The 25,551-nt window shown below is 46.0% G+C and carries 22 protein-coding genes and 1 tRNA gene; 9 read left to right on the forward strand and 14 right to left on the reverse strand.

All coding sequences use genetic code 11. The features are described 5' to 3' along the window. Window positions 1-2: 2 nt before the first annotated feature. From R3D00_07225 to R3D00_07235, 3 genes are all read right to left on the reverse strand, one after another. Window positions 3-1,562 carry a T9SS type A sorting domain-containing protein gene (locus R3D00_07225; protein MEZ4772956.1) on the reverse strand — a complete coding sequence of 520 codons (1,560 nt, stop codon included), beginning with the start codon at window positions 1,560-1,562 and terminating at the stop codon, window positions 3-5. A gap of 178 nt (window positions 1,563-1,740) precedes the next feature. Next, complete coding sequence (locus R3D00_07230) at window positions 1,741-2,148, reverse strand: DUF1761 domain-containing protein (GenBank protein ID MEZ4772957.1); 408 nt, start codon at window positions 2,146-2,148, stop codon at window positions 1,741-1,743. Window positions 2,149-2,166: 18 nt separating this feature from the next. Further along, window positions 2,167-2,532 carry a VOC family protein gene (locus R3D00_07235; protein MEZ4772958.1) on the reverse strand — a complete coding sequence of 122 codons (366 nt, stop codon included), beginning with the start codon at window positions 2,530-2,532 and terminating at the stop codon, window positions 2,167-2,169. A 293-nt stretch (window positions 2,533-2,825) separates the two neighbouring features. Between R3D00_07235 and R3D00_07240 the strand changes: the two genes are divergently transcribed. Both R3D00_07240 and R3D00_07245 read left to right on the forward strand, forming a co-directional pair. Beyond that, a complete protein-coding gene (locus R3D00_07240) occupies window positions 2,826-3,686 on the forward strand; it encodes a hypothetical protein (GenBank protein ID MEZ4772959.1) in 861 nt (286 codons plus the stop codon). A gap of 78 nt (window positions 3,687-3,764) precedes the next feature. Beyond that, window positions 3,765-6,677, forward strand: a complete 2,913-nt coding sequence (locus tag R3D00_07245; protein ID MEZ4772960.1) for a tetratricopeptide repeat protein — start codon at window positions 3,765-3,767, stop codon at window positions 6,675-6,677. A 13-nt stretch (window positions 6,678-6,690) separates the two neighbouring features. On the opposite strand, the gene R3D00_07250 is transcribed toward R3D00_07245, so the two are convergent. Next, complete coding sequence (locus tag R3D00_07250; GenBank protein ID MEZ4772961.1) at window positions 6,691-7,200, reverse strand: rhodanese-like domain-containing protein; 510 nt, start codon at window positions 7,198-7,200, stop codon at window positions 6,691-6,693. An 83-nt stretch (window positions 7,201-7,283) separates the two neighbouring features. Beyond that, complete coding sequence (locus R3D00_07255; GenBank protein ID MEZ4772962.1) at window positions 7,284-8,021, reverse strand: MIP/aquaporin family protein; 738 nt, start codon at window positions 8,019-8,021, stop codon at window positions 7,284-7,286. A 339-nt stretch (window positions 8,022-8,360) separates the two neighbouring features. Between R3D00_07255 and R3D00_07260 the strand changes: the two genes are divergently transcribed. The 4 genes from R3D00_07260 to pth all read left to right on the forward strand — a co-directional run bounded on the left by R3D00_07260 (window position 8,361) and on the right by pth (window position 10,608). Continuing rightward, window positions 8,361-8,432, forward strand: a tRNA-Gln gene (locus tag R3D00_07260). 10 nt (window positions 8,433-8,442) lie between these two features. Beyond that, on the forward strand, window positions 8,443-9,375 hold the full coding sequence (locus tag R3D00_07265) for a ribose-phosphate pyrophosphokinase (GenBank protein MEZ4772963.1): 933 nt from the start codon (window positions 8,443-8,445) through the stop codon (window positions 9,373-9,375). A 7-nt stretch (window positions 9,376-9,382) separates the two neighbouring features. Then, a complete protein-coding gene (locus tag R3D00_07270; GenBank protein MEZ4772964.1) occupies window positions 9,383-9,952 on the forward strand; it encodes a 50S ribosomal protein L25 in 570 nt (189 codons plus the stop codon). A gap of 89 nt (window positions 9,953-10,041) precedes the next feature. Further along, window positions 10,042-10,608: an aminoacyl-tRNA hydrolase gene (gene pth / locus R3D00_07275; protein ID MEZ4772965.1), complete on the forward strand. Its 567-nt coding sequence runs from the start codon at window positions 10,042-10,044 to the stop codon at window positions 10,606-10,608. 1 nt (window position 10,609) lies between these two features. Here the strand turns inward: pth and R3D00_07280 are convergent, their stop codons facing one another. Further along, entirely contained in the window at window positions 10,610-11,386 is a 777-nt protein-coding gene (locus R3D00_07280; protein MEZ4772966.1) for an SDR family oxidoreductase, read from the reverse strand. Window positions 11,387-11,389: 3 nt separating this feature from the next. After that, window positions 11,390-13,105 (reverse strand): L-arabinonate dehydratase, encoded by a 1,716-nt coding sequence (gene araD, locus R3D00_07285; protein MEZ4772967.1) that lies wholly within the window; start codon window positions 13,103-13,105, stop codon window positions 11,390-11,392. 413 nt (window positions 13,106-13,518) lie between these two features. Here araD and R3D00_07290 point away from each other — a divergent pair, with 413 nt between their 5' ends. Further along, complete coding sequence (locus R3D00_07290; GenBank protein MEZ4772968.1) at window positions 13,519-14,286, forward strand: OmpA family protein; 768 nt, start codon at window positions 13,519-13,521, stop codon at window positions 14,284-14,286. A gap of 94 nt (window positions 14,287-14,380) precedes the next feature. Next, window positions 14,381-15,961 (forward strand): peptide chain release factor 3, encoded by a 1,581-nt coding sequence (locus R3D00_07295; protein ID MEZ4772969.1) that lies wholly within the window; start codon window positions 14,381-14,383, stop codon window positions 15,959-15,961. Window positions 15,962-16,027: 66 nt separating this feature from the next. On the opposite strand, the gene R3D00_07300 is transcribed toward R3D00_07295, so the two are convergent. The 6 genes from R3D00_07300 to R3D00_07325 all read right to left on the reverse strand — a co-directional run bounded on the left by R3D00_07300 (window position 16,028) and on the right by R3D00_07325 (window position 23,709). Beyond that, window positions 16,028-20,857, reverse strand: a complete 4,830-nt coding sequence (locus tag R3D00_07300) for a hypothetical protein (GenBank protein ID MEZ4772970.1) — start codon at window positions 20,855-20,857, stop codon at window positions 16,028-16,030. Between the two features lie 6 nt (window positions 20,858-20,863). Next, window positions 20,864-21,700, reverse strand: coding sequence for a 50S ribosomal protein L11 methyltransferase (gene prmA / locus R3D00_07305; GenBank protein MEZ4772971.1), 837 nt, complete (start codon window positions 21,698-21,700; stop codon window positions 20,864-20,866). Window positions 21,701-21,882: 182 nt separating this feature from the next. Beyond that, entirely contained in the window at window positions 21,883-22,245 is a 363-nt protein-coding gene (locus R3D00_07310) for a hypothetical protein (GenBank protein MEZ4772972.1), read from the reverse strand. Window positions 22,246-22,298: 53 nt separating this feature from the next. Further along, a complete protein-coding gene (locus tag R3D00_07315; GenBank protein MEZ4772973.1) occupies window positions 22,299-22,736 on the reverse strand; it encodes a RidA family protein in 438 nt (145 codons plus the stop codon). Between the two features lies 1 nt (window position 22,737). Next, window positions 22,738-23,163, reverse strand: a complete 426-nt coding sequence (locus R3D00_07320) for a hypothetical protein (protein MEZ4772974.1) — start codon at window positions 23,161-23,163, stop codon at window positions 22,738-22,740. 60 nt (window positions 23,164-23,223) lie between these two features. After that, window positions 23,224-23,709, reverse strand: a complete 486-nt coding sequence (locus R3D00_07325; protein MEZ4772975.1) for a hypothetical protein — start codon at window positions 23,707-23,709, stop codon at window positions 23,224-23,226. A gap of 59 nt (window positions 23,710-23,768) precedes the next feature. Between R3D00_07325 and R3D00_07330 the strand changes: the two genes are divergently transcribed. Beyond that, window positions 23,769-24,956, forward strand: a complete 1,188-nt coding sequence (locus R3D00_07330) for a M20 family metallopeptidase (GenBank protein MEZ4772976.1) — start codon at window positions 23,769-23,771, stop codon at window positions 24,954-24,956. Window positions 24,957-24,962: 6 nt separating this feature from the next. On the opposite strand, the gene R3D00_07335 is transcribed toward R3D00_07330, so the two are convergent. After that, window positions 24,963-25,505 (reverse strand): Uma2 family endonuclease, encoded by a 543-nt coding sequence (locus tag R3D00_07335; GenBank protein MEZ4772977.1) that lies wholly within the window; start codon window positions 25,503-25,505, stop codon window positions 24,963-24,965. Between the last annotated feature and the right edge of the window lie 46 nt (window positions 25,506-25,551).

Raw genomic sequence — 25,551 nt, forward strand, 5'->3', positions numbered from 1 at the left:
TCCTATTGTTTCCTGATTTTACCTGAAATAAAACCTGACCCTCCCGAAAGTTCGATTATGTACAGAGAGGCCGGGAGTTCGGATAAATCGATTTCCAGCTGCTTTTCGGCATTTATGGTTTGAGCATACACCTGCCGCCCTGCGATGTCGCGCACTGTGAGCCAGTTCCATTTGCCTTCGGGAACCGGGACAAAAAACCGGTCATGGGTCGGGTTGGGGTACAGGCCGAGTTTAATGCCGGGCAGGAGATCGCCGATAGATGTGGAAGCGTCCACGTCGTTGTGAAATCGCGCCAGTGCCAGATGGTTCAGGCCAGTGCTGGTATAAATTCCGCCCAGAATAATTTTGCCATCAGGCTGCAATGCCAGACTCTGTCCGTTGGCATATGTGCTGGCAAGGTCAACCCCCAGCCCCGAAAGCGCCAGTCCGTTGCTGCCAAAACCAGCGTCCGGACTGCCGTCAGTGTTATATTTCGCGACAAACATATCCCGTGCCCCGTTGATGGTAAGCTGCCCGGTAACGAGGATTTTTCCATCGGGCTGAATGCACATACTTCGGGGTGAGACAAAAGAACCCAGGGCGGAAGAGACTTTTCCATCCCCGCCGCCGAAGGCGGGGTCTGGGCTGCCATTGGTCAGAAATCTCGCCAGCAAGAGGCCTGAGTTTGTGCCAAAATTGGAGGGCTCATCAGCTGCAATGACGGGAAGCCCCCCGGAACTGATGCCGACATAAATCTGCGTAGGAAAGTCGTTGGAGGTAATCGTAGCGATGCCGTTGTTCCCAAAGCCGGTGTCTTTGGTCCCATTTGCGTTCAGTCGTCCGAGGATATAGTTTCCGTTGCCGGTGATGCCGCAAATATACATTTGCCCCGAAGCATCTACTGCCATATTTCCGCCGCCGCCCCAACCGCTGAGACCAAGTGTCGTTTCTCCATTGGTACCAAACCCGGTATCAAGGGTTCCGTCAGATTCAAAACGACATGCCCCAAGATCCTGATTGGTAGTGCCTGTAGCGACAATTTTCCCGTCGGATTGCAGATACAGCGACAAAAGCTGATCGAAGCCCCCCCAGTCTTTTTGCACAATTCCGGTTCCGCCAAAGGTAGAGTCAATATCACCATTGGGATGGTATCGGACCAGCAGCCAGTCGGCTATAGTATTGGCTGCACCGCCAACGATGATTTTGCCGTCTGGCTGGCGTATCGCTGCGTATCCATACTCCCGGTTGCTGCCGGGCACATCAGTATGAACGATTCCCGGATACCCCCACACCGGGTTCCCCAGCGTATTGTTTCTGCCAAAATTTGTATTTACGCTGCCATCAGCCTGGTACCCCAGCATCAGCAACTGCCCGCCAAATCCGCCATAGCGCTCTCCAACAGTGAGGATCGAACTGTCAGGAAGTACAAGAATGGCATTGGCCGTTGTGGTATAACCCGGATCAATATATAATTGAATGCCATCGCTGTCAAAACTGTTGTCAAGTGTGCCCGGCTGAGCAAAAGACAGGTCATGCAGCAGGATGAGAAGGGAAAATGAGAAAATAAAATATCGTACATTCATAGCAGGTATAATTTGTTACCTGCAATTTCATTCCGTCGGAATCCCCGTCCTTCACCCCAACGGGTGATTTTTACGCGCTTTATTCAGCCCGGCTTTCGCACAAAAAAAAAGACCTTTCCTTCCGGAATGGCCTTTAGTCTCAAAATACGATGATATTAGGAAAGTCTTAATGACCGTGTCATTCATATTTCCGCCAGCCGCCCAAAATAGCGCCGGTGGCCAGGAATGTCAGGAAAGTATTGCCCTGATCGATAAATGCCAGCAACGGCCGGAAAGCAAATACATCCTGTGTCAAAACCTGTGCGAAGAGAAACACAAACCAAAATAGTGCCGCAGTTTGTAATCCCTTGACTACAGAGTCAATATTTAGTTGTTTAAATAAAAATGCCATACCATACACAGTAATGGCTCCGGTGATAATAGCTATAATGTAAATACCCGGGCTCGCACCTTCCGCGTCAGCCAGTGTGAGTTTGTTTTGTGTCAGCCATTGTTCCTGAAAAATACCATACCAAACGGCGGGAATAATCATATGAACAGGAATGGCAGCTACAGCTGCGAGGTGGTTGATTTTCAGATTTCTCATAGTAAATAGTATTAGTAGTTAGGCGGCCGATTCGTCCATTTCAATCGCGCCGTGCATATTACCTTCAGTATCAAGAAAATATACCATAAAACCAACAGTAGGAATAACCATCTTATCTGCCACAATCGTACCACCTGCTGCCCGGATATTGGCAATGGTCTCGTCCAGATTGACCACACCTATGGTATTGACCACGGGCTGTGGCGGATTTGTGCGCTGGACCAATGCACCACTTATGCCTTCTTCGGTCTTATCTCCAGTGATAGCCATCCAGTACGGTTGATCTCCCCATTGGGAAATTTGCCAGCCAAAAACATCACTGAAAAATTTGGATGCACGCGTGGCATCATCAACAGGGATTTCGAAATGATTTACTCTTGCCATGATTATTAGGTGATTTGGTTTAGTGACTAAATATAGCTAATAATATTGGTAATATGCTAATATAAATTGCAAAATTTCTGTTTTAGCAAGTTTGACCATAGAAGCTATGAATCTGGTCAGGTTTTTTTTCGCTTTTCGTCCAATGAAGGAAACAAACAAATCACACGGCGAAACGCCGGATTCAGGTTGCTGTTTCCCCCATTCGTTCTTTCATCAAAAAAAGCAATGAAACTATTTCGTAAATAGTCAAATCGCTCTTTTATCCTGGTTCTTGCACCTAATCCATTATCGCCATGGTTGCTACGTCTCAGCTACCTGTCATCTTTCTTGCCTGTGTCAATAGTTATCAATCTGGAAAAAGACTCCGTTTCCTCGTAGATGAGCGAAAAGAAGTCGCCCGGATTATAGACCATCCTCCCGGCCCTCCGCTTTACCTGCCTGTACAAAAGGGAAATATTTCAAACGAATATTTCTTTGATATGCTCAACAAAAACCAGTATCAGGACCGTGTGGAAATTCTTCACCTCGTAGGGCTGGCAGACGAAGATCACCTTCGGCTGGAATCAGACAATTTTGAGGTGCCTATTCATCTCGATGAATTATCCAAAACAGTTGGAATGTTTCCCAATCTGAAAGTGGTCTTCCTGAGTGGCTGTGCTACGCCTGGTTTGCTGGAAATGCTTATCAAACGCGATATTCCGGCAGTCATTGTAACAGAATCTACTGAGAAAGATGTTCAGACAGCAGAAATCGCAACAACTTTCTACAAAGCGCTGGCTTTTGGACACAGTGTTCAGCGGGCCTTTGATCAGGTGAAAGCAAAATTTGTTCGGATGAAAATTCATAAAGTGGAGTATGACGTCGAAACGAATGTATTCACCTGGCGGGGGAAACGCACTTATGAGAAAAGAGGCCTGATGGACTGGGGGTTGTACTATATGGAAGACAACCTGCAAAGGCTTTGTCAGCGCCCTCGCCAGATCAGTCTGATGCCTCTGCCTATGGGGAAAGAATATGTCGAAACAAAGCGTATCGCAAGAAGAGTAAAAGCGCTTTCTTTTACTGCCGCTGTAATCACCTTAGCCCTGCTCGCCTTTGGTGCAAAGCTCTATTTTGAAAGTCTGGAGCAATTGCAATTTTTATCAAATTTCTGAAAACTGATCCGGTGCATGCCTGTGAGTTCGTGAAAATCCTAACTTTGTGTTACCTTCAGTAACCACAAAGCAATCATCATGAAGTTTTTTCTTCCAGTTGTATTCCTCCTGACAGGTTTTCGCCTCGCCGGACAACCTATGGATGCCGATCATACAGCCGCCGCTCGTGAAAAGCTCGCTCTCGAAAGAAAAATCGCCCTTGAAATGGAGAATACTCTTTCCGGGGAAAAACTGTCGGCATTGATTCGCCTCGGCCTTTGGGATGACGCTGCAACATTCATAGCGGCAAATACCTCTTCTTCTGACGAAATAAAACTGCTTGAGGCAGAGTTTCTGATCCTCAACAATGATTTTTCAAAAGCTGAAACACTGGTAAATGCTGTTCTTGCAACAGAACCCACAAACCATAAAGGCAAACTTCTTCTCGCCAGGCTGAAGATCGAGGCGTGGCTGCTGGATGATGCAGAAAAAATCTGTTCAGAACTTCTCCGGATCAACGAGCGGGACGAGGATGCTGTCCTGCTGCTTGGCCGTACGTTTATGCTCAAAAAAAATTATCCGAAAGCGCTCGCTTTGGCTCAGCAGGTGATTCAGTGGAATCCTGCCAATGCTGAAGCCTGGCTCCTCGAAGGCGATATTCATTTCTGGAATCAGGAACCCGGAAAGGCCGAGCCGGCACTTCGCCACTGCCTCGAGTTGGACCCGTTGAATGCAGATGCGCGCTTCAACTATGGCTATGCTATATGGCGTCGCGTTGATGCTACCCAACTTAAAGACATGGCTGCGCAATGGGAAATCGCTCTGGAAGTAAATCCGCTCCATTACCTTACCCACTGGCATTGGGGCAATGGACATACGCATCTCACCTATTCTGACTATGTAGATCCCGATGAGGAGGAAATCCTGAAGGAGCTCGAACCCGCAGAAACGCTGATTTCCCAAAACAAAATAGATGCTGCAAAAACGATCATCCGGGGGGTAGGGGACACCTACTTTGCTTCGGTTATTCCTGACATGATGCTGGGATCAGCCTTTTATATGGATTATGACAAACCTGCCCGGCTAAGACTCGATTCTGCCCAACAGATTTTCCAGAAGATATTAAAGCAAAAAGCCCATTACGGTCCTGCACACAACGGACTGGCTGCCGTGATCAAGTATAAAAGATTTCAATATCTCGCTGCCTTCGATTCTCTGGAGAAAGTCATCACTGACACAAAGATTAACGATCCGGAGTCTTTTGAACAGGTTTTTCCTGACACAAAGTATTATCCCGGAGACAGAGTGCAAAAAATGGTATGGAACCAACTTTATACCAGTGTGGTTTATTTTCCTTTTCTGGTCAAACTCAACCGGCAATTTGTCATTCCCCCCCTGCATATTGACCTCTCCCGGGCGATGCACAGTACGTATTTCCGGGGAGCAACGACATTTGACAATCGGCAATGGATGGATATTCGCGGTGTAGGAAGCGGGGCTACCGGAATAGAATATGTAGAGCGCGGCGCACATCAGGAGAGAAATGTTACGCTTCATGAATATGTGCATCTTTTTCATGGAACCATTTTTACAGATGACGAAATGCGTAAAGTCAGGGATTGTTATTATGATGCGATGGCCAACGGGCGTATCCTCGACTATTACAGTGCCAATAATGAGTTTGAATTTTTAGCCCAGACTTTCACCGCTTATTTTATTCCGGTAAAAGTCCACCCGCTCAATCATAAATCAATCAATACTACCGGCGACCTTATCCGGAAAGACCCCCGTACGTATGCATTTATCGATAGCCTTGTGAACCGACACCGGGAATATCTTTCGGGTAATACGCATGTAATGGCAGGCAACTGGGCACAGGTCTATCTTTCTCTCTCCGAATCAGCGCAGTATGATAATGATTATTCGCTGGCTTTACGTTATCTGGATTCTGCCATGGTCTGGGACAGTGTATATCTGCCGGTATATCTGAGTTATGCCGAAATTCATGCAAACGAAAACCGGTTTGAGCTGGCGGATGAGTGGCTGCGCAAAGCCACAATCATTGATCCGGGTTATGGGCCCACCTATCAAAAAGCTGCGGCGATTGAAAATAAACGTTTTCTGCAAGGAAAATCGACCCTGGCCACAACGGTAAAAGAACAAGCGCATTTATACCACCAGGCATCTACCGTTGAAGATGATCTTTCGGTACGGGCCGAACTGAGCGAAAGCCAGCGTGAATTTTATCGCGATTACGCATTGCTGTCTGAGGCTGTGGAAACGGCAGAAAATTATGCCATGAACGCCCCCGTCATTTCTACTTATCTGCGTGACAGGAAAGATGAGTCGCTGGCTTTTGCATGGGAGATTCGCGGGAAAATGGGCGATATGGAGGAATCGGTTGCATTTTTTGAAAGGCTGGTGAGCCAAAAGCCGCAAAATTATCTTCACCGGATACAATTTGCGCAGGTGCTGATTGCCAATGGCTTTTATGATCGGGCTGTAGCAGTTTTGAGCGAATCTCAGACCATCCTCGAAGCCGCAGGAAATCCTAACCCGGTATTTACCGGCCTGATCGCCTGGGCTTATCTTTGTGCCGGAGATACCAGCAAAGCTCGCGCTTCACTTTTGCCCATTTCTGATGGGCTTATGAAGCCCAGGGGCGATAAGCAGATGTGGATTCGCATCGATGCAGCCCTGGGCAATGTCGTAAATGCACACAAGGAACTTGCGCAACTGGGTATTCCCCGTCTTCCATACCCTAAGGCAGAATACTACTTTACGCTGGGAATCCTGGCAGAGCACGAATTAAAATATGAGGCAGCCATTGAGGCGTATACCCAGTCGGTAGAGGCCAATCCTTACCATTTCGAATCCAGACTACGTTTGCTGAGTCTGCTCGAAAAAAAGGGAGATACCAAACAAATTAAAAAAGTTGCGATGAAAGGCACGGTGCTGCCCATTCCGCCCGGCCCTGTTTTTCTTGAAAAGCTGGAGAAATTTATAGATTAACCGGCGGGAGGTATTAATATACTTTCTCCCCTTTCAGCAGCCATTGACTCCACTGAAAGTTGTAGGTATGAACTTTTTCCGTATTGCTGCCAGACAGGTCGACGACTGTATTTCCGTGGTTTTTCCAGTCAAATATACCCCCATAGAGATTATAGACCTGGGTGTAGCCCATAGATTTAAGTTTTTCTCCGATTCGTTCGCTTCGGTAGCCCACGGAGCAATAGACTAAGATCGGCTTGTCTTTAGCGATTCCTGAGACCACCTTCGGGTCAAAATGATCATAGCCTGCGTCAACGGCTCCCGGAAGGTGGGAGACCTTGTATTCTTCGGGTTCGCGGGTATCCAGAATAACATACTGATGGAGCCCTTTTTGCTTCACTTGATCGGCATGAACCAGCGGAACGGTTTTTTTATACATTTTATCCAGCATCCGGTAAAAATCGGGTTCGGTTTTTTGCTGGCAGAATAACATTCCTGGAACCAGCCATGCGGTAAGCAAAATCGTATGGATTAATCTTTTCATAGAAAACCTGCCTGAATGAGGAAAACTCATTACAGATTAAACGAAGAAAGAAGCCGAAAGATTGGTTATTGCGGAAACAATCCTCACCCTAAGGCCATGTATAATCCGGCAGCGGCTAACGCGCCCAAAACCGGCCCGGCTACCGGAATCCAGGCATAGCTCCAGTCGCTATCTCTTTTGTCGGGTACCGGCAAAACTACATGCATAATTCTTGGTCCCAGGTCCCGGGCAGGGTTAATGGCGTAGCCGGTCGGTCCGCCCAGCGAAAGACCAATAGCAACGACCAGCAAAGCCACGGGAAGAGCGCCCAGTGTGCCCAGCCCAATGGTCGCGTTTGAGACGCCATCAGCAGCAAATGAAGGACTGACCGCATACAAAACCGCAAACACAAGCACGAAGGTTCCGATAAGTTCGGTAAGGAGATTACTGACAGTATTTCGGATTGCTGGTCCTGTGCAGAAAGTGGCAAGTTTGGCATCACGGTCATCTGTAGCTGCATAATGATCTTTGTAAGCCAGCCAGACGAGTGTTTGTCCCAGGCCCGCCCCGATAAACTGAGCGACGATGTAAGGAGCTACCTGCGCCCACTCAAACTTTCCTGCTACAGCAAGGCCGAGGGTAACAGCAGGATTGAGATGGGCCCCACTGTAAGGCCCGGCTACCCAGACACCCGTAAAGACAGCCATGCCCCACGCGAGTGCAATGACAATTAAGCCGCTGTTGTTGCCTTTGGTTTTGTTGAGGAGCACATTTGCGACCACGCCATTTCCCAATAAGATCAGGAGCATGGTGCCAATAATTTCAGCGATAAATGGAGACATAGGAACGCGTAAGTAGTAGTGTAATAGAAAAAATAAGAAACGAGTAGAGAATAATGATAATCAATTATACAACACCCCATGCAGGGAAACAATATGTGAGGCGTATTTTTCCGATTTTTTTGAAAATGGTTTAGGATCTAAATTGACCAGGCGACGAAGTAAAGTTTGCAGAAAAGGCTCATTTTGAGGAAATTGCAGAATCGGGCTGAAGGAAGCCGTAAAGGGATAGCCGGGATGTGATAAATAAAGGTTAAGAAAATTAAATTTTTTTTGATTTTGGGGTTGATTCGAAGCGAGAAAAACACGTACTTTGCCCCCGTTTAAAAATCAAATGGTCTTTGTCCTGTGGTGTAATTGGTAACACAGCAGATTTTGGTTCTGTTATTGGGGGTTCGAGCCCTCCCGGGACAACAACAGCTCTATGTCATCGCCAATAAAAATATTCTCGGGTTCTGCATCCCGATACCTGGCCGAAAAGATTTCGGATTTTTTCGGTTCACCTTTAGGTAAAATAGAATTGCTAAAATTTAGCGACGGGGAAATGCAGGTGTACTACGAAGAGTCAATCAGAGGTTCTGATATTTTTCTGGTACAGTCAACATTCGCGCCTGGGGATAATATCATGGAGCTTCTCCTGATGATTGATGCGGCAAGAAGAGCATCCGCCAATCAGGTAGTAGTAGTGATTCCCTATTTTGGTTACGCACGTCAGGATCGGAAATTCAAGTCCAGAGTTTCTGTAGGGGCGAAACTGGTAGCCAATATATTGACCGCAGCAGGTGCAGACCGGATTGTGACAATGGATCTTCACGCAGGTCAAATCCAGGGATTCTTTGACATTCCGCTCGATCATCTTGACGCTTCGGCGGTTTTTGTGCCTTTCCTCAAAAGCCTGAATCTGGAGAATCTTTGCATCGCATCCCCTGACATTGGCGGTTCTGCCCGGGCCAGGAAGTATGCGCAGCTTCTCGAAGCAGAGCTTATTATTGTGGATAAACACAGGGTAAGGCCCAACGAAGTCGAATCCATGCAGGTGATCGGAGACCCTAAAGAGCGAAATGTTGTACTCATTGATGACCTCATTGATACAGCAGGTACACTCTGTAAGGCAGCGGATCTATTGATGGAAAGTGGTGCGCTCTCAGTCAGAGCAGTAGCTACCCACCCGATTCTTTCTGGTAATGCTTACGAAAGAATCGCAAACTCCAAATTAAAGGAGGTGGCAGTTACAGATACCATTCCCGTCAAACAACAAGTACATAACCTGAAAGTCATCAGTATCGCACCTGTATTTGCGAAGGCCTTCAGGAAAATACATAACTTTGAATCAATTAGTTCACTGTTTCTAAGCTAATTAAGGAATGAAAACGACGGAACTGAAAGCCCATAAAAGGGAAAATGTGGGGAAAAGAACGGCTAAAGACCTCAGAGCCGCTGGAAATATCCCTGGCGTAGTGTATGATGAGCAAAATGCTACACATATCTACATCAGCGCCAAAGATGCAGCAAAGGTCCTCTACACCCCTGAAACCTATATCGTAAAACTGGAGGTTGACGGTGCAGTTACTGAGGCTATTGTCCGCGATGCTGAATATCATCCGGTAACGGAAAAAATTCTGCATGTGGAGTTCCTGAAGATTTCTGACAATAAAAAAGTGAAACTCACACTCCCCGTAAGACTGAAAGGTGTTCCAGTTGGGGTGACCAAAGGTGGTAAACTTACCCCTAAAGTGAGAAAGCTTATGGTAAAAGGGATTCCATCCAAACTCCCAGACCTGATCGAAGTGGAAGTTTCTCACCTTGACCTCGGCCAGACTATTAAAGTTGGGCACGCTAAAGTTGACGGTGTTGAAATCCTGACTTCTCCATCTGCTGCTCTTGCGAGCGTTGAAATCCCACGTGCACTCAGAAGTGCAACTACAAAAGCCTAAATATAAGGCATCCCCTGGCCTTATTTATACGATACATTTTTTACCGACCCCGGTCCTTCCGGGGTTGGTTCTTTTTGTTTAGAAGACTTATGAAATACCTCATTGCCGGACTCGGAAATATCGGAGCAGAATATCATGAAACCCGCCATAATATAGGTTTTATGGTTGCACAAAGGCTGGCCGACAAACTCAGTGTTTCTTTTGAACCTGACAGGCTGGCAAATAAGGCTGTAGGTAAATATCGGGGCCGGCAATTGGTCATTATTCAGCCTACCACCTACATGAACCTTAGTGGAAAGTCTATCCGCTACCATCTCAACGACCAGAAAATTCCATTGGAAAACCTGATCGTCATTACTGATGATATCGCAATTCCATTTGGTACCCTTCGTATGCGGGGAAAAGGCTCTGATGGCGGCCATAACGGACTCAAGGATATCCAGGAGGTAATGGGTACCCAGCAATACGCCCGTATTCGCTTTGGTGTTGGCAGCGATTTTCCCAAAGGAACACAGGTTGACTATGTCCTATCCCGATTTTCGGAAGAAGAATATGGGCTGATTCCTCCCCTGCTTGATAAATGTGTGGACGGAATCCTGTCCTTTATCAGTAGCGGTCTGGATCGCACCATGAATACATTCAACACCAAATCCTGACTTACCCTGCGCTCCATCCGCCATCAACCATTTGGCAGGAACCCGTAACAAATGATGAAGCTTCGCTTGCAAGAAAAAGCGCGACGCTTGCTACTTCTTCCGGCATGGCCATCCGGCCCAAAGGCTGGGTTGCAGACATTTCCTGATAAGCTTTTTCCGGATCAGGGTATTCCTTCAGGCGCATTTTTACAAATGGCGTCTCTACCCGCCCGGGACAAATCGCGTTGACCCTTATGCCCTGTTTCGCGTGGTCTATCGCAAGGGATTTGGTGATGCCCACCACGGCAAACTTCGTAGTACAGTAAGCCATGCGTTCGAGTACAGCCTGAATACCTCCAATTGAAGCAATATTGATGATATTGCCCGCTTTTCGCGCTACCATTTCAGGGAGAAACGCTTTACAAAGATTAAAAACGCCCCGTACATTCACCTGATATAGCCTGTCCAGATCCTCTACGGTAGTCTCCAGCATCGTACCGACAAAGCCAATTCCGGCATTGTTGACAAGAATATCAGGCAAATGGTGTTCGCTCTTGAGATTCTCAGCCAAAACCTGAACGGCCTTTTCGTCTGCTACATTCAATTGGAAAAATTTGGCCTGAAAACCTTCTTTCCGGATTTCTTCTGCGGCCTGCTCCCCATTGTCAGGATTAATGTCTGTGAGATATACAAAAGCCCCCTGTCGGGCAAATAAAGTGGCAATGGCCAGTCCAATCCCTGATGCTGCGCCTGTTACCAGGGCAGTTTTCCCCTGAAGGTCAAAAATAGGTTTACGCATAAATTAGTGGTTGTCTTTAGGTACAGCTGAACCTGATTTTCCGATGAGGAAATCCAGGTCGGCCCCTTCGTCGGCCTGTGTCACATGGTCAACATATATCTTGACATACCCTCTGGGCATAGGCCGCTCCGGAGGAGTCCATTCGGCTTTGCGGCGGGCAAGCTCTTCATCAGAAACGTCGAGATGTAGCCTCCGTTCCGGAACATTTACCTCAATCATATCGCCATCTTTCACCAGCGCGAGGGTACCACCAATGGCTGATTCCGGAGATACATGCAGAAATACAGTTCCAAAAGCTGTACCGCTCATCCTGCCGTCTGAGATCCGCACCATATCTTTCACGCCTTTTTTGAGTAGTTTTTTAGGCAATCCCATATTACCTACTTCCGGCATGCCGGGATAACCTTTGGGCCCTACATTTTTGAGCACCATGATGCAGGTTTCGTCAATATCGAGATCAGGATCATCTACCCGTGCATGGTAGTCTTCGTTATTTTCAAATACAACCGCTCTTCCCCTGTGTACCATTAGTTCGGGAGTGGCAGCAGAAGGCTTGATTACTGCACCATTTTCGCAAAGATTTCCTTTCACTACAGCAATCCCCCCTTCTTTGAGTATAGGGGCATCAATAGAGGCAATTACCTCCCGGTTGAAACACTCAGCATCCGCGATGTTTTCTCCAATCGGCAGCCCGTTGACTGTAAGCGCATCCAAATGGAGATGCTCACTGAGTTCTTTCATAACTACAGGCAGTCCACCGGCATAGAAGAAATCCTCCATCAGGTATTTGCCGGAGGGCATAAGGTTGACGAGGAAAGGGATACGGCTACCGAGGCGGTCAAAATCGTCGAGGTTAAGCTCGACGCCCACCCTTCCGGCAATGGCAAGCAGGTGAATGATAAAATTGGTAGACCCGCCAATGGCGGCATTTACTTTAATCGCGTTTTCAAACGCTTTGCGGGTGAGTATATCGGAGATTTTCAGGTTTTCATTGACCATTTCCACAATCCTGCGGCCAGCCAGCTGTGCCACTACTTTTCTCCGGGAGTCAGCGGCAGGTACGGCTGCGCCTCCCGGCAGAGTCAATCCTAGCGATTCTACCATACAAGCCATGGTGGAGGCTGTACCCATAGTCATACAATGCCCCCGGCTGCGTGACATGCAGGATTCTGCAAATAAAAATTCTTTGGGAGACATCTTGCCTGCACGAAGGTCTTCACTAAATTTCCAGACGTGAGTACCGGAACCAATGTCTTCGCCGCGGTACTTCCCATTGAGCATCGGCCCACCCGAAACAACGATCGTGGGAAGATCGACACTCGCCGCTCCCATGACCGTGGAAGGCGTGGTTTTATCACAACCACAGAGCAATACTACGCCATCAAGCGGGTTGGCACGAATGGTTTCTTCGGTATCCATACTTGCCAGATTGCGGAAAAGCATGGCAGTAGGCCGCATCATGGTTTCGCCCAGCGAGGTAACCGGAAACTCCAGCGGAAAGCCGCCCGCTTCAGACACACCTCTTTTCACAGATTCAGCCAACTCTCTGAAATGCGCATTACAGGGAGTAAGCTCTGACCAGGTATTGCAAATACCAATAACAGGTTTTCCTTCGAATTCATCATTGGGGATACCCTGATTTTTCATCCAGCTTCGATAGATGAAGCCCATTTTATCGGTTTTTCCAAACCATTCGGAGGAGCGTAGTTTTTTTGACATAGGTAAATAGATTCTTTCTCCAACTAAAGAAAAGTTTTTGTAAACTGAAACCGGGTGCAACGATTGCCTCAAAAGAATGTAAGAATTTCCTTGTATAAAGGGGGCTTCAGGATGTAAGAAATTAGAAGTTTAATGCAAAAGAAAAGGAATTAGTAAGTGTCATATTCGTATATGACGAAAATTTGTAGTAAATTTACGCCGTTGACTTAATGCCGGACTTGCAGTATTCTGCTTACTTGACATATTAAAAATGGCCGTAAATTGCTCATTATCGGGCCTTGAGTGGCCAATTACTATGTTAAGAATTTGCTTATTTGAATAAGTATGAATAACTATGCAGAACGGAAATATATTAAGTGAATAACGATACATCTGACATTAATCTCTAATCGATTACACAACGCAAAATTGTCATGAAACTATCAGTAATGGTTATCAGAATTATGGTATTCGTGGCTGCGACCACGTTATTAGGCTCCTGCGTATCTAAGAAAAAATACGAAGAAGCTATGACCCGTGCGGCAGCTGAAAAAAGCGCGCTGGAAAGTTCTCTCGCTTCTGCTCAGGATGAAAATGCAAAACTGAAAGCAGACGCAGAGGAGCTTCAGAAAAACCTCAACATGAGCAAAGAAGAAATCTCTGCGCTCAGCAAAACAGTTGCAGAAAACAATGCAAGACTTGCTGAGATGAAAAGTGCTATCTCTGCTGCTTTTGAAACTTACGATCCCAATGATTTCAGCATCGAAGAAAGAAATGGTAAACTCTACATTTCTATGCAGAACAAAATCCTCTTCGAAGCTGGTCGTGATCGCCTCCTGAAAGATTCTCAGGATCTTATCGCAACAATGTCTGAGACTTTGAAGAAAAATCAAGGTATGTATGTGGCTGTAGAAGGTCATACAGACAATGACCCTGTTGTGGTCAACAAAGCTAAGTTCAAAGACAACTGGAGCCTCAGCGTAGCTCGTTCAATCTCTGTTGTAAGAGAGCTGGAAAAAAATGGTGTTTCTTCCGATCGCCTTACCGCTACCGGTAAAGGTGATACTCAGCCCATCGCTTCCAATGATTCTGATGAAGGAAAAGAGAAAAACCGTCGTACTGAGTTCGTGGTAACTCCTAAAGTAGATGGTCTCTACAAAATGTATAAGAGTGGTTTTGGTGGAAGCGGTTCTTCCAACTAATCTTTACTCTTTTTAAATGAAACTGTATCCCGCTCAAAAGAGCGGGATTTTTTTTGTCTAAAAAAAGCTACCTTTGCGATCTGATTTTCTACATATTATGGGATTCAAGGAAGAAATTAAACGCCGGAGGACATTTGCCATCATCAGCCACCCGGATGCAGGGAAAACAACCCTCACCGAAAAATTGCTGCTTTTTGGTGGTGCAATCCAGGTTGCCGGAGCTGTTAAATCCAATAAAATTAAAAAATCTGCGACTTCCGACTTCATGGAAATCGAGCGGCAAAGGGGTATTTCTGTCGCTACCTCTGTCATGGGGTTTGATTATGAAGATATTAAGGTCAATATCCTGGATACTCCCGGACACCAGGATTTTGCAGAAGATACCTACCGGACCCTCACCGCTGTAGACAGTGTCATTGTTGTCATAGACGTCGCTAAAGGCGTGGAAACCCAGACGGAAAAACTCGTCGAAGTCTGCCGGATGCGGGATACACCTATTATTGTTTTTATCAATAAACTTGACCGTGAAGGTCAGGACCCGTTTGTACTCCTCGATGAAATAGAAGCCAAACTTGGGCTGAATGTTCGCCCACTTAGCTGGCCGATTGGTATGGGGAAATCCTTCCGCGGGGTGTACAATATGTTTGAAGAGAAACTGGTGCTCTTCTCCGCCCATGGAAAACAGGCAGAAGCAGACTCCATTGCATTTTCTGATCTCGCCAGCCCCGAACTGGAAACTTATCTCGGGAGTCAGGCCAAAACCCTTCGCGATGAAGTAGAATTGCTGGAAGGTGTCTATCCCGAATTTGATCAGGAGCTTTACCGGGAAGGTTTACTTTCTCCTGTGTTTTTTGGCAGTGCGGTCAATAATTTTGGTGTAAAAGAATTGCTGGACTGTTTTGTGCAAATCGCTCCTTATCCACAGGTTTGCCATACAGAGGAACGCGATATTGAGCCATTCGAAGATAAATTTACCGGGTTCGTATTCAAAATTCACGCAAATATGGACCCCAACCACCGAAACCGCATTGCCTTTGTGCGTGTTTGTTCCGGACAATTTGAGCGCAATAAAAACTACCATCACGTCAGAATTGGAAAAAATCTCAAATTTGCCAACCCGACCTCTTTTATGGCGTCCAAACAATCCGTAATCGATGTTGCCTATCCAGGTGATATTGTTGGCCTTTATGACTCGGGCAATTTTGTGATCGGTGATACCCTTACAGAAGGTGAAAAAATTCATTTTAAAGGCATTCCCAGCTTTTCTCCCGAGCTCTTTCAGTATGTGGAAAATGCTGACCCCATGAAAGCAAAACAGCTGGCCAAAGGGCTGGAACAGCTAATGGATGAAGGGGTGGCCCAATTATTTACCAATGAGTTTACAGGTAGAAAAATCATTGGAACGGTAGGCGCACTCCAATTTGAGGTTATACAGTATCGTCTCAAACACGAGTACAATGCTACCTGCCGCTACGAGTCTGCATCGCTTTACAAAGCTTGCTGGGTAACCTGCGACAAGCCCGCCAAACTCAAAGAGTTTAAAGAGCGGAAGAAAAAATCCATGGCCAAAGACAAACACGGCCGGGATGTTTTTCTGGCGGCTTCCGCCTGGGATCTCAATTCTACGCAGGAGTTATTTCCCGAAGTGAAATTTCACTATACCAGCGAGTTTTAGAATACTTGACAATCATACAAAAAAAAATCCCGGCACATGGCCGGGACTGTTTGTTTGAGTTATATCTTATTTCTTGATAAATTTCTCGATGTACTCCTGTCTGAATTTGGCGACTTCGTCATCATTCGCCATTTCAAAGCGGAAGCCTGATTCGCTCTTGCGTTTGTCAACTTCGGCCTGGAGCGGATAGTTGTACTCGTCGTAGTAGGTTGACCAGGTCCTGACTACGTCATCTTCAAAGTGGAAATAGACCCAGTTAAATTCGTCTACTTCAAGATAAATAGTCACCTTATCGGGCTGTTTTTCGCCCAAACCTGAAATTGCCCCAAACTTATAGACGATCTTCGCATTGACCATTTTATTGATGGTTTTCCCTGCAATTCCGATCAATCCTACTTCTGAATCACTGTAGAGGGACTTTTCATCCCGGCTAAAGTTGAAGTTGACATTGGAAAGAAGCAGCGTAAATGGCAACTGCTGAGAAAGTTTGATGTCAGTATAGACCAGCGAGTTTTTCACATTTTCGAGGAATTTACCGGTTTCACGTTCACCTTTACTTCCTTCATCAAGGAGCTCTGAGATATTCTCCAGGAATGCCCGCTGGTTGAAGTCAATATTCTTACTGGAGGTAGTCAGGAATAGCAGGTTGTCGGCAAGTTTGCCTAACTGTTCCTCCGGAATGACCGGGAAGTTGACGCCCATCACCAGGTTGGTAGAAAGCTGCCGTTTGCGCATATCCTCTTTCCAGGAGCCAGCCATCTTCATCGTGATGGTTTTGTCCAGGAAGTCGTAAGGGAAGTTCAGGAATCCCTGGGTCGTAATCGTATTTTCTGCGTCATTAAAGCTGACGGTTGTTCCTTTAAAGACCTGATTTTTCAGCTTCTCTTCCGAACCGATTTTAAACTCTTTTTTGCGACGGTCGAATGTAAGACCTCCCGAAGCAGAAAGTATTTCTATATCGTCGTCAGCGTCTTTCGCCTGGAGGAAGTTGGAGTAGAATACCCGGTTTTCGGGAACAAAATTCAAGCCTACGGTAAGTACTTCCCCTGCTTCGTTGGTGAGGTTCGCAGCGATCGGTATAAAGACCGAGTCAGGGTTTACGATTGTATTTTCAAAATTAAACCATGCGCCTTTAAATACAGGGTTTTCAGATTCGATTTTTACTTCACCGCCAAAGCTGAGGAATTTGCGGGATGCGTCAAGTTCTGCCTTACCCCGGAAGAAAATCCGCTCAGTCAGGTAAAATCCATCTTCTTCAGAAATACCACCGGAAGCAATGGTTGATGTATCGGAGTTTACTTTAATGTTATTAAACTCAATATACTGAGGTTTGCCATTTACTTCTATGTAGTCGTACTTACCCCCGCCTTCGTATTCGTTTCGCCCAAAAATGCTGACCGTTGCATCATAGATCTTGTGCATTTTGGATTCCCTGTCTGCTTCAATGACGGCATTTTCGAGAGACTTGATCAGCCCGTTGTCCTGGATGATCACTTCCTGATCTTTGGGCGTGATGATCGCATCTGCTACATAGATATAAGGCACTCCGGAGACCACCACTTCCCTTGTGTCCAGTTTGTAGTAGGAATCTTTGGCATTAAACCGGAGACTGTCCTGCTTGGGATCGGAGGAGACAAAATAGTTGTCTTTAATATAAGAGCTAATTCCTTCAAGCTTCAGGTCATCCGTTGAACGCTGGTACACGCCTTTTGCCATTGTGGTAGCGTATTTATGGAGCGGGAAGGAGGCGAGTTCTTTACCCACTTCCTTAGTCTCAAATTTGGAGGAATGACGCCATACGTCGTAGGTTACTGAAACATTTTTTGCGATGAAATGGACGATTTCGGGATCGTCTTTATCCACCACGGTAAAGTCACATCCATCGGCTTTGAAATCCATTTCATTGAAAACAATACTGTCTCCGCTGATTTTGATCTGTCCCAGAATGATTTCTCCATTACCGGTCATTCCTTTTTCGGTGATACTCAACGTGCCGGAGAACTGCGCTTCACCTCCAAAGATGGAAAGAGCCTCATAGGTCGAACTTACCGCCAGGGCACTATCTTTGGTGTACCAGGTATAGAGCGCTGTTTCTGCATTTACTTCCGGGAAATAAACGCCTCCGCGGTATCCCCGTTGCATATTGAAATAAGAAACATGGGCCATTACGGAGTCAAAATGGAATACAAAAGAATCGCTTTTAGCGACAGTTCCCAGGTATTCTATCCGGCCATTGCCGCGAAGCCCTTTGTTGTCGAGACTGATTTCGTTGAAGAATCGTCCATTGCCATCGTAAATGCGGTAACCTTCAGGCGGTGCGATTGCCTTAAAGCCGAGGGTATAGTCATCCATTACCTGTAGTTCCTGCCGGAATTCAGGGAAAATCTCTGATGAAAAGAAGCTCCCTTCAAACCGGAGATTGGTTCCATCAAATGTTTCCAGACTGTCAAGCACAAAAGGATCTACAGAGAAATACATTTTATTTTTCTTGTAAACGCCACTCTCGATTTCCGGACGTTCCCAGTACAGATAGGAATTGGAATAGCTGTCAAATACGGGGAAATAAGGATAATCTTTTTCACCGCTTTTATTGTTGGGATCATCAATATGTATAGCACCTGTGATCCCTTCAAATACCGTATGGCTCAACGCTCTTTCCAACGGAGTAGGCTCATAGCCTGGCGGTGGATTTCGTACTAACACAAATCGCAGCGAATCGATGGAGTCGCACATGATTTTGTAGCTTTCATAGTCAAAAGTAAAGCTTGGCCGCTCCTCATCATTGGAGTAAAAATTGATTTTACCACTGGCAACTGCCCCGCCAAACTTCAGATTTCGGTTTTGCTGAACCGTTACCAGGCCTTCCATTGGCACTACTCTGACGTACACAGAGTCGCTCAGCGAGAAATAGTTCACCCCCCGCATCTGGATGTCCATTGTCTCAAGATTCATTACGGCATGGCTGCCCGTATCGACTTTTGAAATAACCTGAATAGCATCAAAATCTTTTTTCTTCCTGGCCGCTTTCGCCCAGTCAATAAGCTTGGGCAGGGGTTTGATCTCCTTTGACTGTTTGTTATAAGTAATAAACCCTGAGCCTTCCAGACTTGGCAATGCACGCTCAAAAGCTGTTTTTGCAGTTAGTTGTCCATTCTCGGCCAGAATATCTTCTGTAAATATCGGTCGGTTGGGGTTGATGGTTGCATACCGGTATATCGCACCTATCGGGTTGAACGGAAGAATATTTTTGAACTGATCAAAGCGGGTTTTGGTAAAATAGTCAAAAGACTCAATCGCCGAAATTTTATTCTCCTGGTCAATGAAGGCCGTAAACTCCAACTGATTGGTGCGGAGATCCCATCTGATTGTTTCAAAATAGAGGAAGTACTCATGGTAAGAACTCGTAAATGGGATGCTCTTAAAGTTTCCGCGTTTGGGCTTTTTCAGGGTTACGGTAGAGTCCTCTGCGGTATATACCACGTCCATCGCCGGATGATAAATGCTATCTTCATCGCTGGTATAGACAATTGCCTCCATGTCTTTTCCCACCATCTTTTCAAGGTCGAGGATAAACGCCTCTCCCTGAATTTTCATCACTGTTTTGGCACTGCGCTGGATTTCTATTTTTGCCTTGATATGCTTTTGAATCTGAGAGGGATACAGCGAGGCTTCGTCTATATTTCCATCTTCATAGGCCGTTTCAGATGAGGCGTCGGAATCCGATGCATAAAAAAACTCCGTATCACTGCCCGAATATTCCGGCTCAAAGGAAGAAGTGGTCGCTGCTTCGAGATCCCACTCATTCTCGTCCATGGTGTCATTCTTTTTTTCATCGGCCAGCATCTCACTGGAATTATAGCCGGTGTACCAGCTTTCATCATAGCTGCCGGCTGGTGCAGGAGGGTTCGTATCTTCTACCCATATATCGTAAGCGGAGCCAATTTTCCTGATCCCCTGAAGAGAAAAACCCCCTTCATAACGCACGTTTGGGATAAAATTCTGAATAACAACGCCCCCCTGATAGCTTTTGAAAAATGGATAATTGGCTTTATTGATATCGGTTGAACCCGTGTTTCTGTCCTCAAATCTTCCCACAAGGGATTCACCGATCAGGCTTTTGTACTGGAAATCCACGGTGTCAACCTTGATCAGCCCATAGTTGAGGTTGAGTTTGTAATCGCGAAAATCACAAAACACATCGTCTTTGTCCAATCCCATTTTGCTCCAGCTGACCCGGCCATTTGTACCGGTAAAGGTCATGGTAAGCGGGTTAAAGTCTCCGATCGTACCGGAAATCCGGGAGCTGTCCACATCTGACATATAGACCACCTCGGTATTATCAAAACGCACAACGGGTGCTTCGTAAGCATTCTCACCGCTGCCCAATTGTAAGAATAGGAGGGTAGGGGTATTTTGAGAAGCATACCAGGAAAAGCGCTTGCGTTTAATGAGATAACCCTCCGGGATATACTCGGAGAGAACCTTAAGGTATTTTTGTCCTCTTATAGCATCCAGGTTGGTGATCACAAGCATGGTTACCTCCTGAAATTCTGAAGGCCTGATTTTTACATAAGAATCGCCTCTTTTGAGGGATGCAAAAATGAGAGAATAATTGGCAAGCCCCGGGGTTGTCTTGTACCGTTTGCTTACCATGATATTTATCTGCGTAATAAATAACTCCTTCTCTTCAGGAGAAATCTGGCCGCTGTTCCAGACTTCGGTCAACGCCGCTGCCGCCCTGTTTCCCAATTCGTCTTTTGACTGGTTGAGGTTGGCTGTGAATTCCTGTAAAAATGCGTCGGGCTCGGTTGCAAAAAAACTCACCCCCTGGGCAATTGCCGAGGCTCCCGGTAAAAGCAAGCAAAGGAAAAGCAGAATCCGAGAAATCATGTGCATGGATTGTTAATTTTGATGATTGACTAACGACAGTGCAAGCCAATCATTATCTTCTTCACGATTAGCCAAATAAAAATTGCAGGATTCGTACAGCTGGCGAATCTGTGCTTCATCCCGTTGATAAAAACCACTGATCAGGAGGAAGCCTCCCGGTGCAAGCGCTTGTTGGTACAGCGGAATATCCGCCAGGAGTACGTTGCGGTTGATATTTGCAAGAATGATATCAAATGTCTGGCCCTGAATGGCCGTTACATCTCCCTGCTCAATGGTCATCCGCGATATTCCGTTGACACGGGCATTTTCCGTTGCATTTTCGAAACTCCAGGCATCAATATCAATTCCGAGTATCGGGTTTGCGCCCAATTTTGCTGCAAGGATACCCAGTACGCCCGTGCCACAGCCCATATCCAGCACCCGTTTCCCCTCAAAAGATATCGATTTCATTAATCGAAGGACAAGTCGGGTTGTCTCATGATGTCCTGTACCAAAAGACATTTTGGGATCCAGGATAATCGTATGCTCAAAACCCGGCTCTGGTGTTCGAAAAGATGGGACTATCTGGCAAAATTGGTCGATAGCAACCGATGGATAATTGGATTCCCAGACTTCATTCCAGTTTTTCGATGGAATATGATCAATGTTCACGCCGATACCTTCTTGTGGAAAGATATCAAGCGTGGCGTAAAGTTGGTCCTGATCAAACAAATGTGACTCCACATAAGCAACCAGGCCCGTATCGGTGTCCTCAAAAGCAGAATAACCTATCTCAGCCAGTAAGGCTAGCACAGGCTCTCTCAAAGCTTCGGGCGCAGATACTGAAACGGATATAAAGTCTGTTTTCAATTTCCCTGCAAGTCGGTAAAGTTATTGATCCTGTCAGTAAAGATGCTTCGATACGCTGCTGTTTGAAGTTAAAATGCAGGTTTGTGGGGTTTGGAATCGAAAGCGTTATTCGTGTGAATAATTTACCAGATGGTTACTACGAAGATATAATTAAATTCTGAATGAAGCAATTTTTGCACAATTCATCTACAACCTACTGCCGTACGAAAATCTGTATAGGCGACAGAGAAGTCAGCAAATCCCTTTACGGGTTCTACGAAGATGGTAAAGTTGGCAAATCCTTTCACATCCGTAAAAAACCAGTGCCCGGGTTCATTGGCAAATGCTTCTGTATCTTCCCTGAAGACCACAAAATCTGCAAATGATTCAATTTCCTCTACAAAAACTTTATAGTTGGCGAAGGCAGCCACTTCTTCTACATAAACAGCGCCGTACAATTCGCATATGTCTTTAATTGGGCGGGGCTCCGGCTTATGTGTGGCATAGCCTGACATCATGGGGAAAGAGAAACTCAGAAATAGGATCGCGATCAGGAAGTATTTCATAGTGTCTAAAGTTGATCTTTTTTAAGTATAACGTAAAAAAACGCTCAAGTGGTTTATTTGCCCTCCGGAATCGCCGCGATTACTTTTAATTCAATCGCAATAGGTGTAGGGAGGCTGGTAATTCCCAATGTGGTGCGGCAAGGTTGATTTTCTGCAAAATACTCGGCGTATATGCGGTTATAAACCGGAAAATCATCCTTCATATTGGTCAGGAATACCGTTACGTCAACAATATCATTCCACGATAGCCCGATTTCTTCCAGAATATATCTCACATTGCGAAATACAGAATGACACTGTCGCTCAATGTCATATGCCACGATGTTTCCTTTGTCATCCAGCTCTACTCCAGGGATTTGTTTGGATCCCCGTTCGCGCGGACCTACCCCTGACAAAAACATCAGATTCCCTGCCCGGCGCGCGTGAGGGTACAGACCGACAGGTTCCGGCGCTTTTTCCGAATGGTGGATTATGGAACTTTCAGGTATCATTTTATTTTACAACAGGTACCAACTCCCATGAAATTTCCTCCAGTGCATCTGCTTCCGAGCGCAACCACATTTCATTCTGCTTCAGCATAATGATATCATAGGCGGTTGCCTGATCCCCAAATATCATATTGATTTTGGTTTTTTTTGATATCAGATACCAGCTCCCCTCCCGGCATGGGCCTTCTTTGCTGCATATACTCAAGGTGCCGTCTTCTGAAAATGTAATGGTCGAATCGGACAACTCTCCGGTCCGGTTAAATCCGTCCTGAATGGCGTAAGCCCATTCCCAGGTATTGGTCACCCGATCCTCTACTGTGTGAAGACTCACGTAAGGCCCTTCATCAAAAGTAGTCGTAACATCACAGCCGGTAAAAGCCAGCAATACAAAAGCCAGGAATACAAAAATGTAACCAAATGTCTGATTCATAGGTTTGTTGGGTAGTTCTGAATTAACGGTACAGCAGTAGTTGTATTATATCTCTTACCGTCAAAAGAACTCAAGCTTCAGAATCGTGCTGTCATCTCTCAGCCACAATTCTCCATCTGCCAGACGTGTTACTTCCCATCGCTGGTTTACGTCTTCGCTATAGGTAATGTCCGGGTTATAAGGATCTTTGAATGTAAAAGTATACAATACTTCCAGTTGTTTGCTCCCGTCGAGAAACTGCCATTCACCAATCCCTTCGAGTGGCATAATGGTGTCCTGAGTAAATGGCGGAACTGCAATCAGCCGGTTAGCATCAAAATAGGAAAAATCCCCGTTTTCATCAAACTTAAAAAAGTCCTGGGCATAGTTCTGTGTAACTTCTGCACCAAAAAGAGAGGCATCCTGTACACGCCATGTGGTAGAAATTTTGCTCTTAGCCGATTTCAGGCTTAGTGCCGGGCCGTCAGCATACCCTGTACAGCCCGCGAGGAGCAAACTTCCCGCCACGAAGGCAGTGATATAAAAGAAAATAAGTGTTTTTTTCATAAAAAATCTGCTTTGCACAAATGTAGAAAATTCAACTGATTATTACATATTTTCGGGGCATGGAACTAAAAACACATATTCAAAAACTTGCGGCGGAAATTTTTGATGAGGTAATTTCCCTTCGTCAGCATATTCACGCACATCCTGAGCTTTCTTTTGAAGAAAAAAATACTGCTGCTTTTGTACAGCAACAACTCGGCAGTATGGGGATTGAATACAAAGCTGACATTGCCGGGCATGGGGTCGTAGGGCTAATTCACGGAAAAAACCCTTCTGATCGCGTGATTGCTCTCCGGGCTGATATGGACGCGCTTCCCATCAAAGAAGAAAATGATGTTCCATACAAATCTCAGCATCCGGGTGTCATGCATGCCTGTGGTCATGATGTACATACTGCCTCTCTCCTTGGCACGGCCCACATTCTTTCCCAGGTTACTGATCAGTTTTCGGGTACGATCAAGCTGATTTTCCAGCCGGCTGAAGAGAAGGTGCCCGGCGGCGCTTCATTGATGATAAAAGAAGGGGTACTTGCCAACCCCAATGTAAATGCGATCCTTGGCCAACACGTACAACCGCATCTGGAAGTAGGGAAAATCGGTATTCGCTCGGGTATGTATATGGCTTCTGCCGATGAGATCTATATGCGTGTCATCGGAAAAGGCGGGCACGCTGCGCATCCTTCACACTTTATTGATCCGGTGATGATGACAGCCCAGATTCTTGTAACGTTACAGCAGGTGGTGAGCCGCTCCGACCCCCGGATTCCGACCATTCTTTCTTTCGGAAAAATCATAGGCGAAGGCGCTACCAATATTATCCCCAATGAAGTGTATGTGGAGGGAACCCTTCGCACTATGGATGAAGTATGGCGGGAAAAAGCCCTGGAGAAAATCGCAGATATTGTTCATTCTGTAGCGAAAGGGCTGGGCGGAAGGGTTGAACTGGACATTCGCCGGGGGTATCCTTTCCTCGTCAACGACGAGGCGCTCACGGCTAAGGCCAAAAGCCATATTGTCGAATACATGGGCGCAGAAAATGTCGAAGAAATCGATCTGTGGATGGCGGCAGAAGATTTTGCCTGGTACACCCATGAAGTCCCCGGCTGTTTTTATCGTTTAGGCACCCGCAATGAAGCCAAAGGAATTGTCCATGGTGTACATACACCACGATTTAATATTGATGAGCATGCATTGAAAATCTCTACCGGGCTTATGGCCTGGCTGGCTATCAGGGAACTCTCGATGTAATCTTGTCTATTTTTTCAAACGGCTCAGGTCCAGTTCGAATCCTGGCAATACTTGTTCGCCGGATATTTTTTCTCCAAATCCGGTAATTACTTGTTTGCTCCCATTGATGCGGTAAATAGAAACAGTTTCCTGCTGCGGATCAATCAGCCAGGCGAGTTGACAACCGTTGTCCATCCACTCGGTCATTTTGTGCTGAAGCTCAGATAAACTGTCGGATTGAGAGCGAATCTCAATAATAAAATCAGGACAAATAGAGGCAAATTTTGTCTGATCCTCAGGTGAAACTGCATTCCATCGGTCTGCGGCAATCCAGCATGCATCAGGGGATTTGACAGACTGGTCGGGTAAGGTAAATCCGGATGAGGAATCGAATACTTCACCTTTTCTATGGATGAGATTCCAACTGTAAAGCTGGCCAAATACTTCACCGCTATATTTTCCAGAGAGAGAACCTGTGGGGGACATAATGATAATTTCCAGATTTTTGGAACGTTCAATCCGCAAATCCTGATTTTTTTGACAAAAGTCAAAAAACTCGTCTTCATTCATTTGATCAAGATATCTGGATTTTAAGCGAATGGTCTGCAACATCAGA

This window comes from Bacteroidia bacterium (assembly GCA_041391665.1).
Taxonomy (GTDB): domain Bacteria; phylum Bacteroidota; class Bacteroidia; order J057; family J057; genus JAGQVA01.

Excerpts from the sequence above, each read along its gene's own strand:
- R3D00_07225 (MEZ4772956.1), bottom strand. The coding sequence starts at position 1,562 with ATGAATGTACGATATTTTATTTTCTCATTTTCCCTTCTCATCCTGCTG.
- R3D00_07230 (MEZ4772957.1), bottom strand. The coding sequence starts at position 2,148 with ATGAGAAATCTGAAAATCAACCACCTCGCAGCTGTAGCTGCCATTCCT.
- R3D00_07235 (MEZ4772958.1), bottom strand. The coding sequence starts at position 2,532 with ATGGCAAGAGTAAATCATTTCGAAATCCCTGTTGATGATGCCACGCGT.
- R3D00_07240 (MEZ4772959.1), top strand. The coding sequence starts at position 2,826 with ATGGTTGCTACGTCTCAGCTACCTGTCATCTTTCTTGCCTGTGTCAAT.
- R3D00_07245 (MEZ4772960.1), top strand. The coding sequence starts at position 3,765 with ATGAAGTTTTTTCTTCCAGTTGTATTCCTCCTGACAGGTTTTCGCCTC.
- R3D00_07250 (MEZ4772961.1), bottom strand. The coding sequence starts at position 7,200 with ATGAAAAGATTAATCCATACGATTTTGCTTACCGCATGGCTGGTTCCA.
- R3D00_07255 (MEZ4772962.1), bottom strand. The coding sequence starts at position 8,021 with ATGTCTCCATTTATCGCTGAAATTATTGGCACCATGCTCCTGATCTTA.
- R3D00_07265 (MEZ4772963.1), top strand. The coding sequence starts at position 8,443 with ATGTCATCGCCAATAAAAATATTCTCGGGTTCTGCATCCCGATACCTG.
- R3D00_07270 (MEZ4772964.1), top strand. The coding sequence starts at position 9,383 with ATGAAAACGACGGAACTGAAAGCCCATAAAAGGGAAAATGTGGGGAAA.
- pth (MEZ4772965.1), top strand. The coding sequence starts at position 10,042 with ATGAAATACCTCATTGCCGGACTCGGAAATATCGGAGCAGAATATCAT.
- R3D00_07280 (MEZ4772966.1), bottom strand. The coding sequence starts at position 11,386 with ATGCGTAAACCTATTTTTGACCTTCAGGGGAAAACTGCCCTGGTAACA.
- araD (MEZ4772967.1), bottom strand. The coding sequence starts at position 13,105 with ATGTCAAAAAAACTACGCTCCTCCGAATGGTTTGGAAAAACCGATAAA.
- R3D00_07290 (MEZ4772968.1), top strand. The coding sequence starts at position 13,519 with ATGAAACTATCAGTAATGGTTATCAGAATTATGGTATTCGTGGCTGCG.
- R3D00_07300 (MEZ4772970.1), bottom strand. The coding sequence starts at position 20,857 with ATGCACATGATTTCTCGGATTCTGCTTTTCCTTTGCTTGCTTTTACCG.
- R3D00_07310 (MEZ4772972.1), bottom strand. The coding sequence starts at position 22,245 with ATGAAATACTTCCTGATCGCGATCCTATTTCTGAGTTTCTCTTTCCCC.
- R3D00_07315 (MEZ4772973.1), bottom strand. The coding sequence starts at position 22,736 with ATGATACCTGAAAGTTCCATAATCCACCATTCGGAAAAAGCGCCGGAA.
- R3D00_07320 (MEZ4772974.1), bottom strand. The coding sequence starts at position 23,163 with ATGAATCAGACATTTGGTTACATTTTTGTATTCCTGGCTTTTGTATTG.
- R3D00_07325 (MEZ4772975.1), bottom strand. The coding sequence starts at position 23,709 with ATGAAAAAAACACTTATTTTCTTTTATATCACTGCCTTCGTGGCGGGA.
- R3D00_07330 (MEZ4772976.1), top strand. The coding sequence starts at position 23,769 with ATGGAACTAAAAACACATATTCAAAAACTTGCGGCGGAAATTTTTGAT.
- R3D00_07335 (MEZ4772977.1), bottom strand. The coding sequence starts at position 25,505 with ATGAATGAAGACGAGTTTTTTGACTTTTGTCAAAAAAATCAGGATTTG.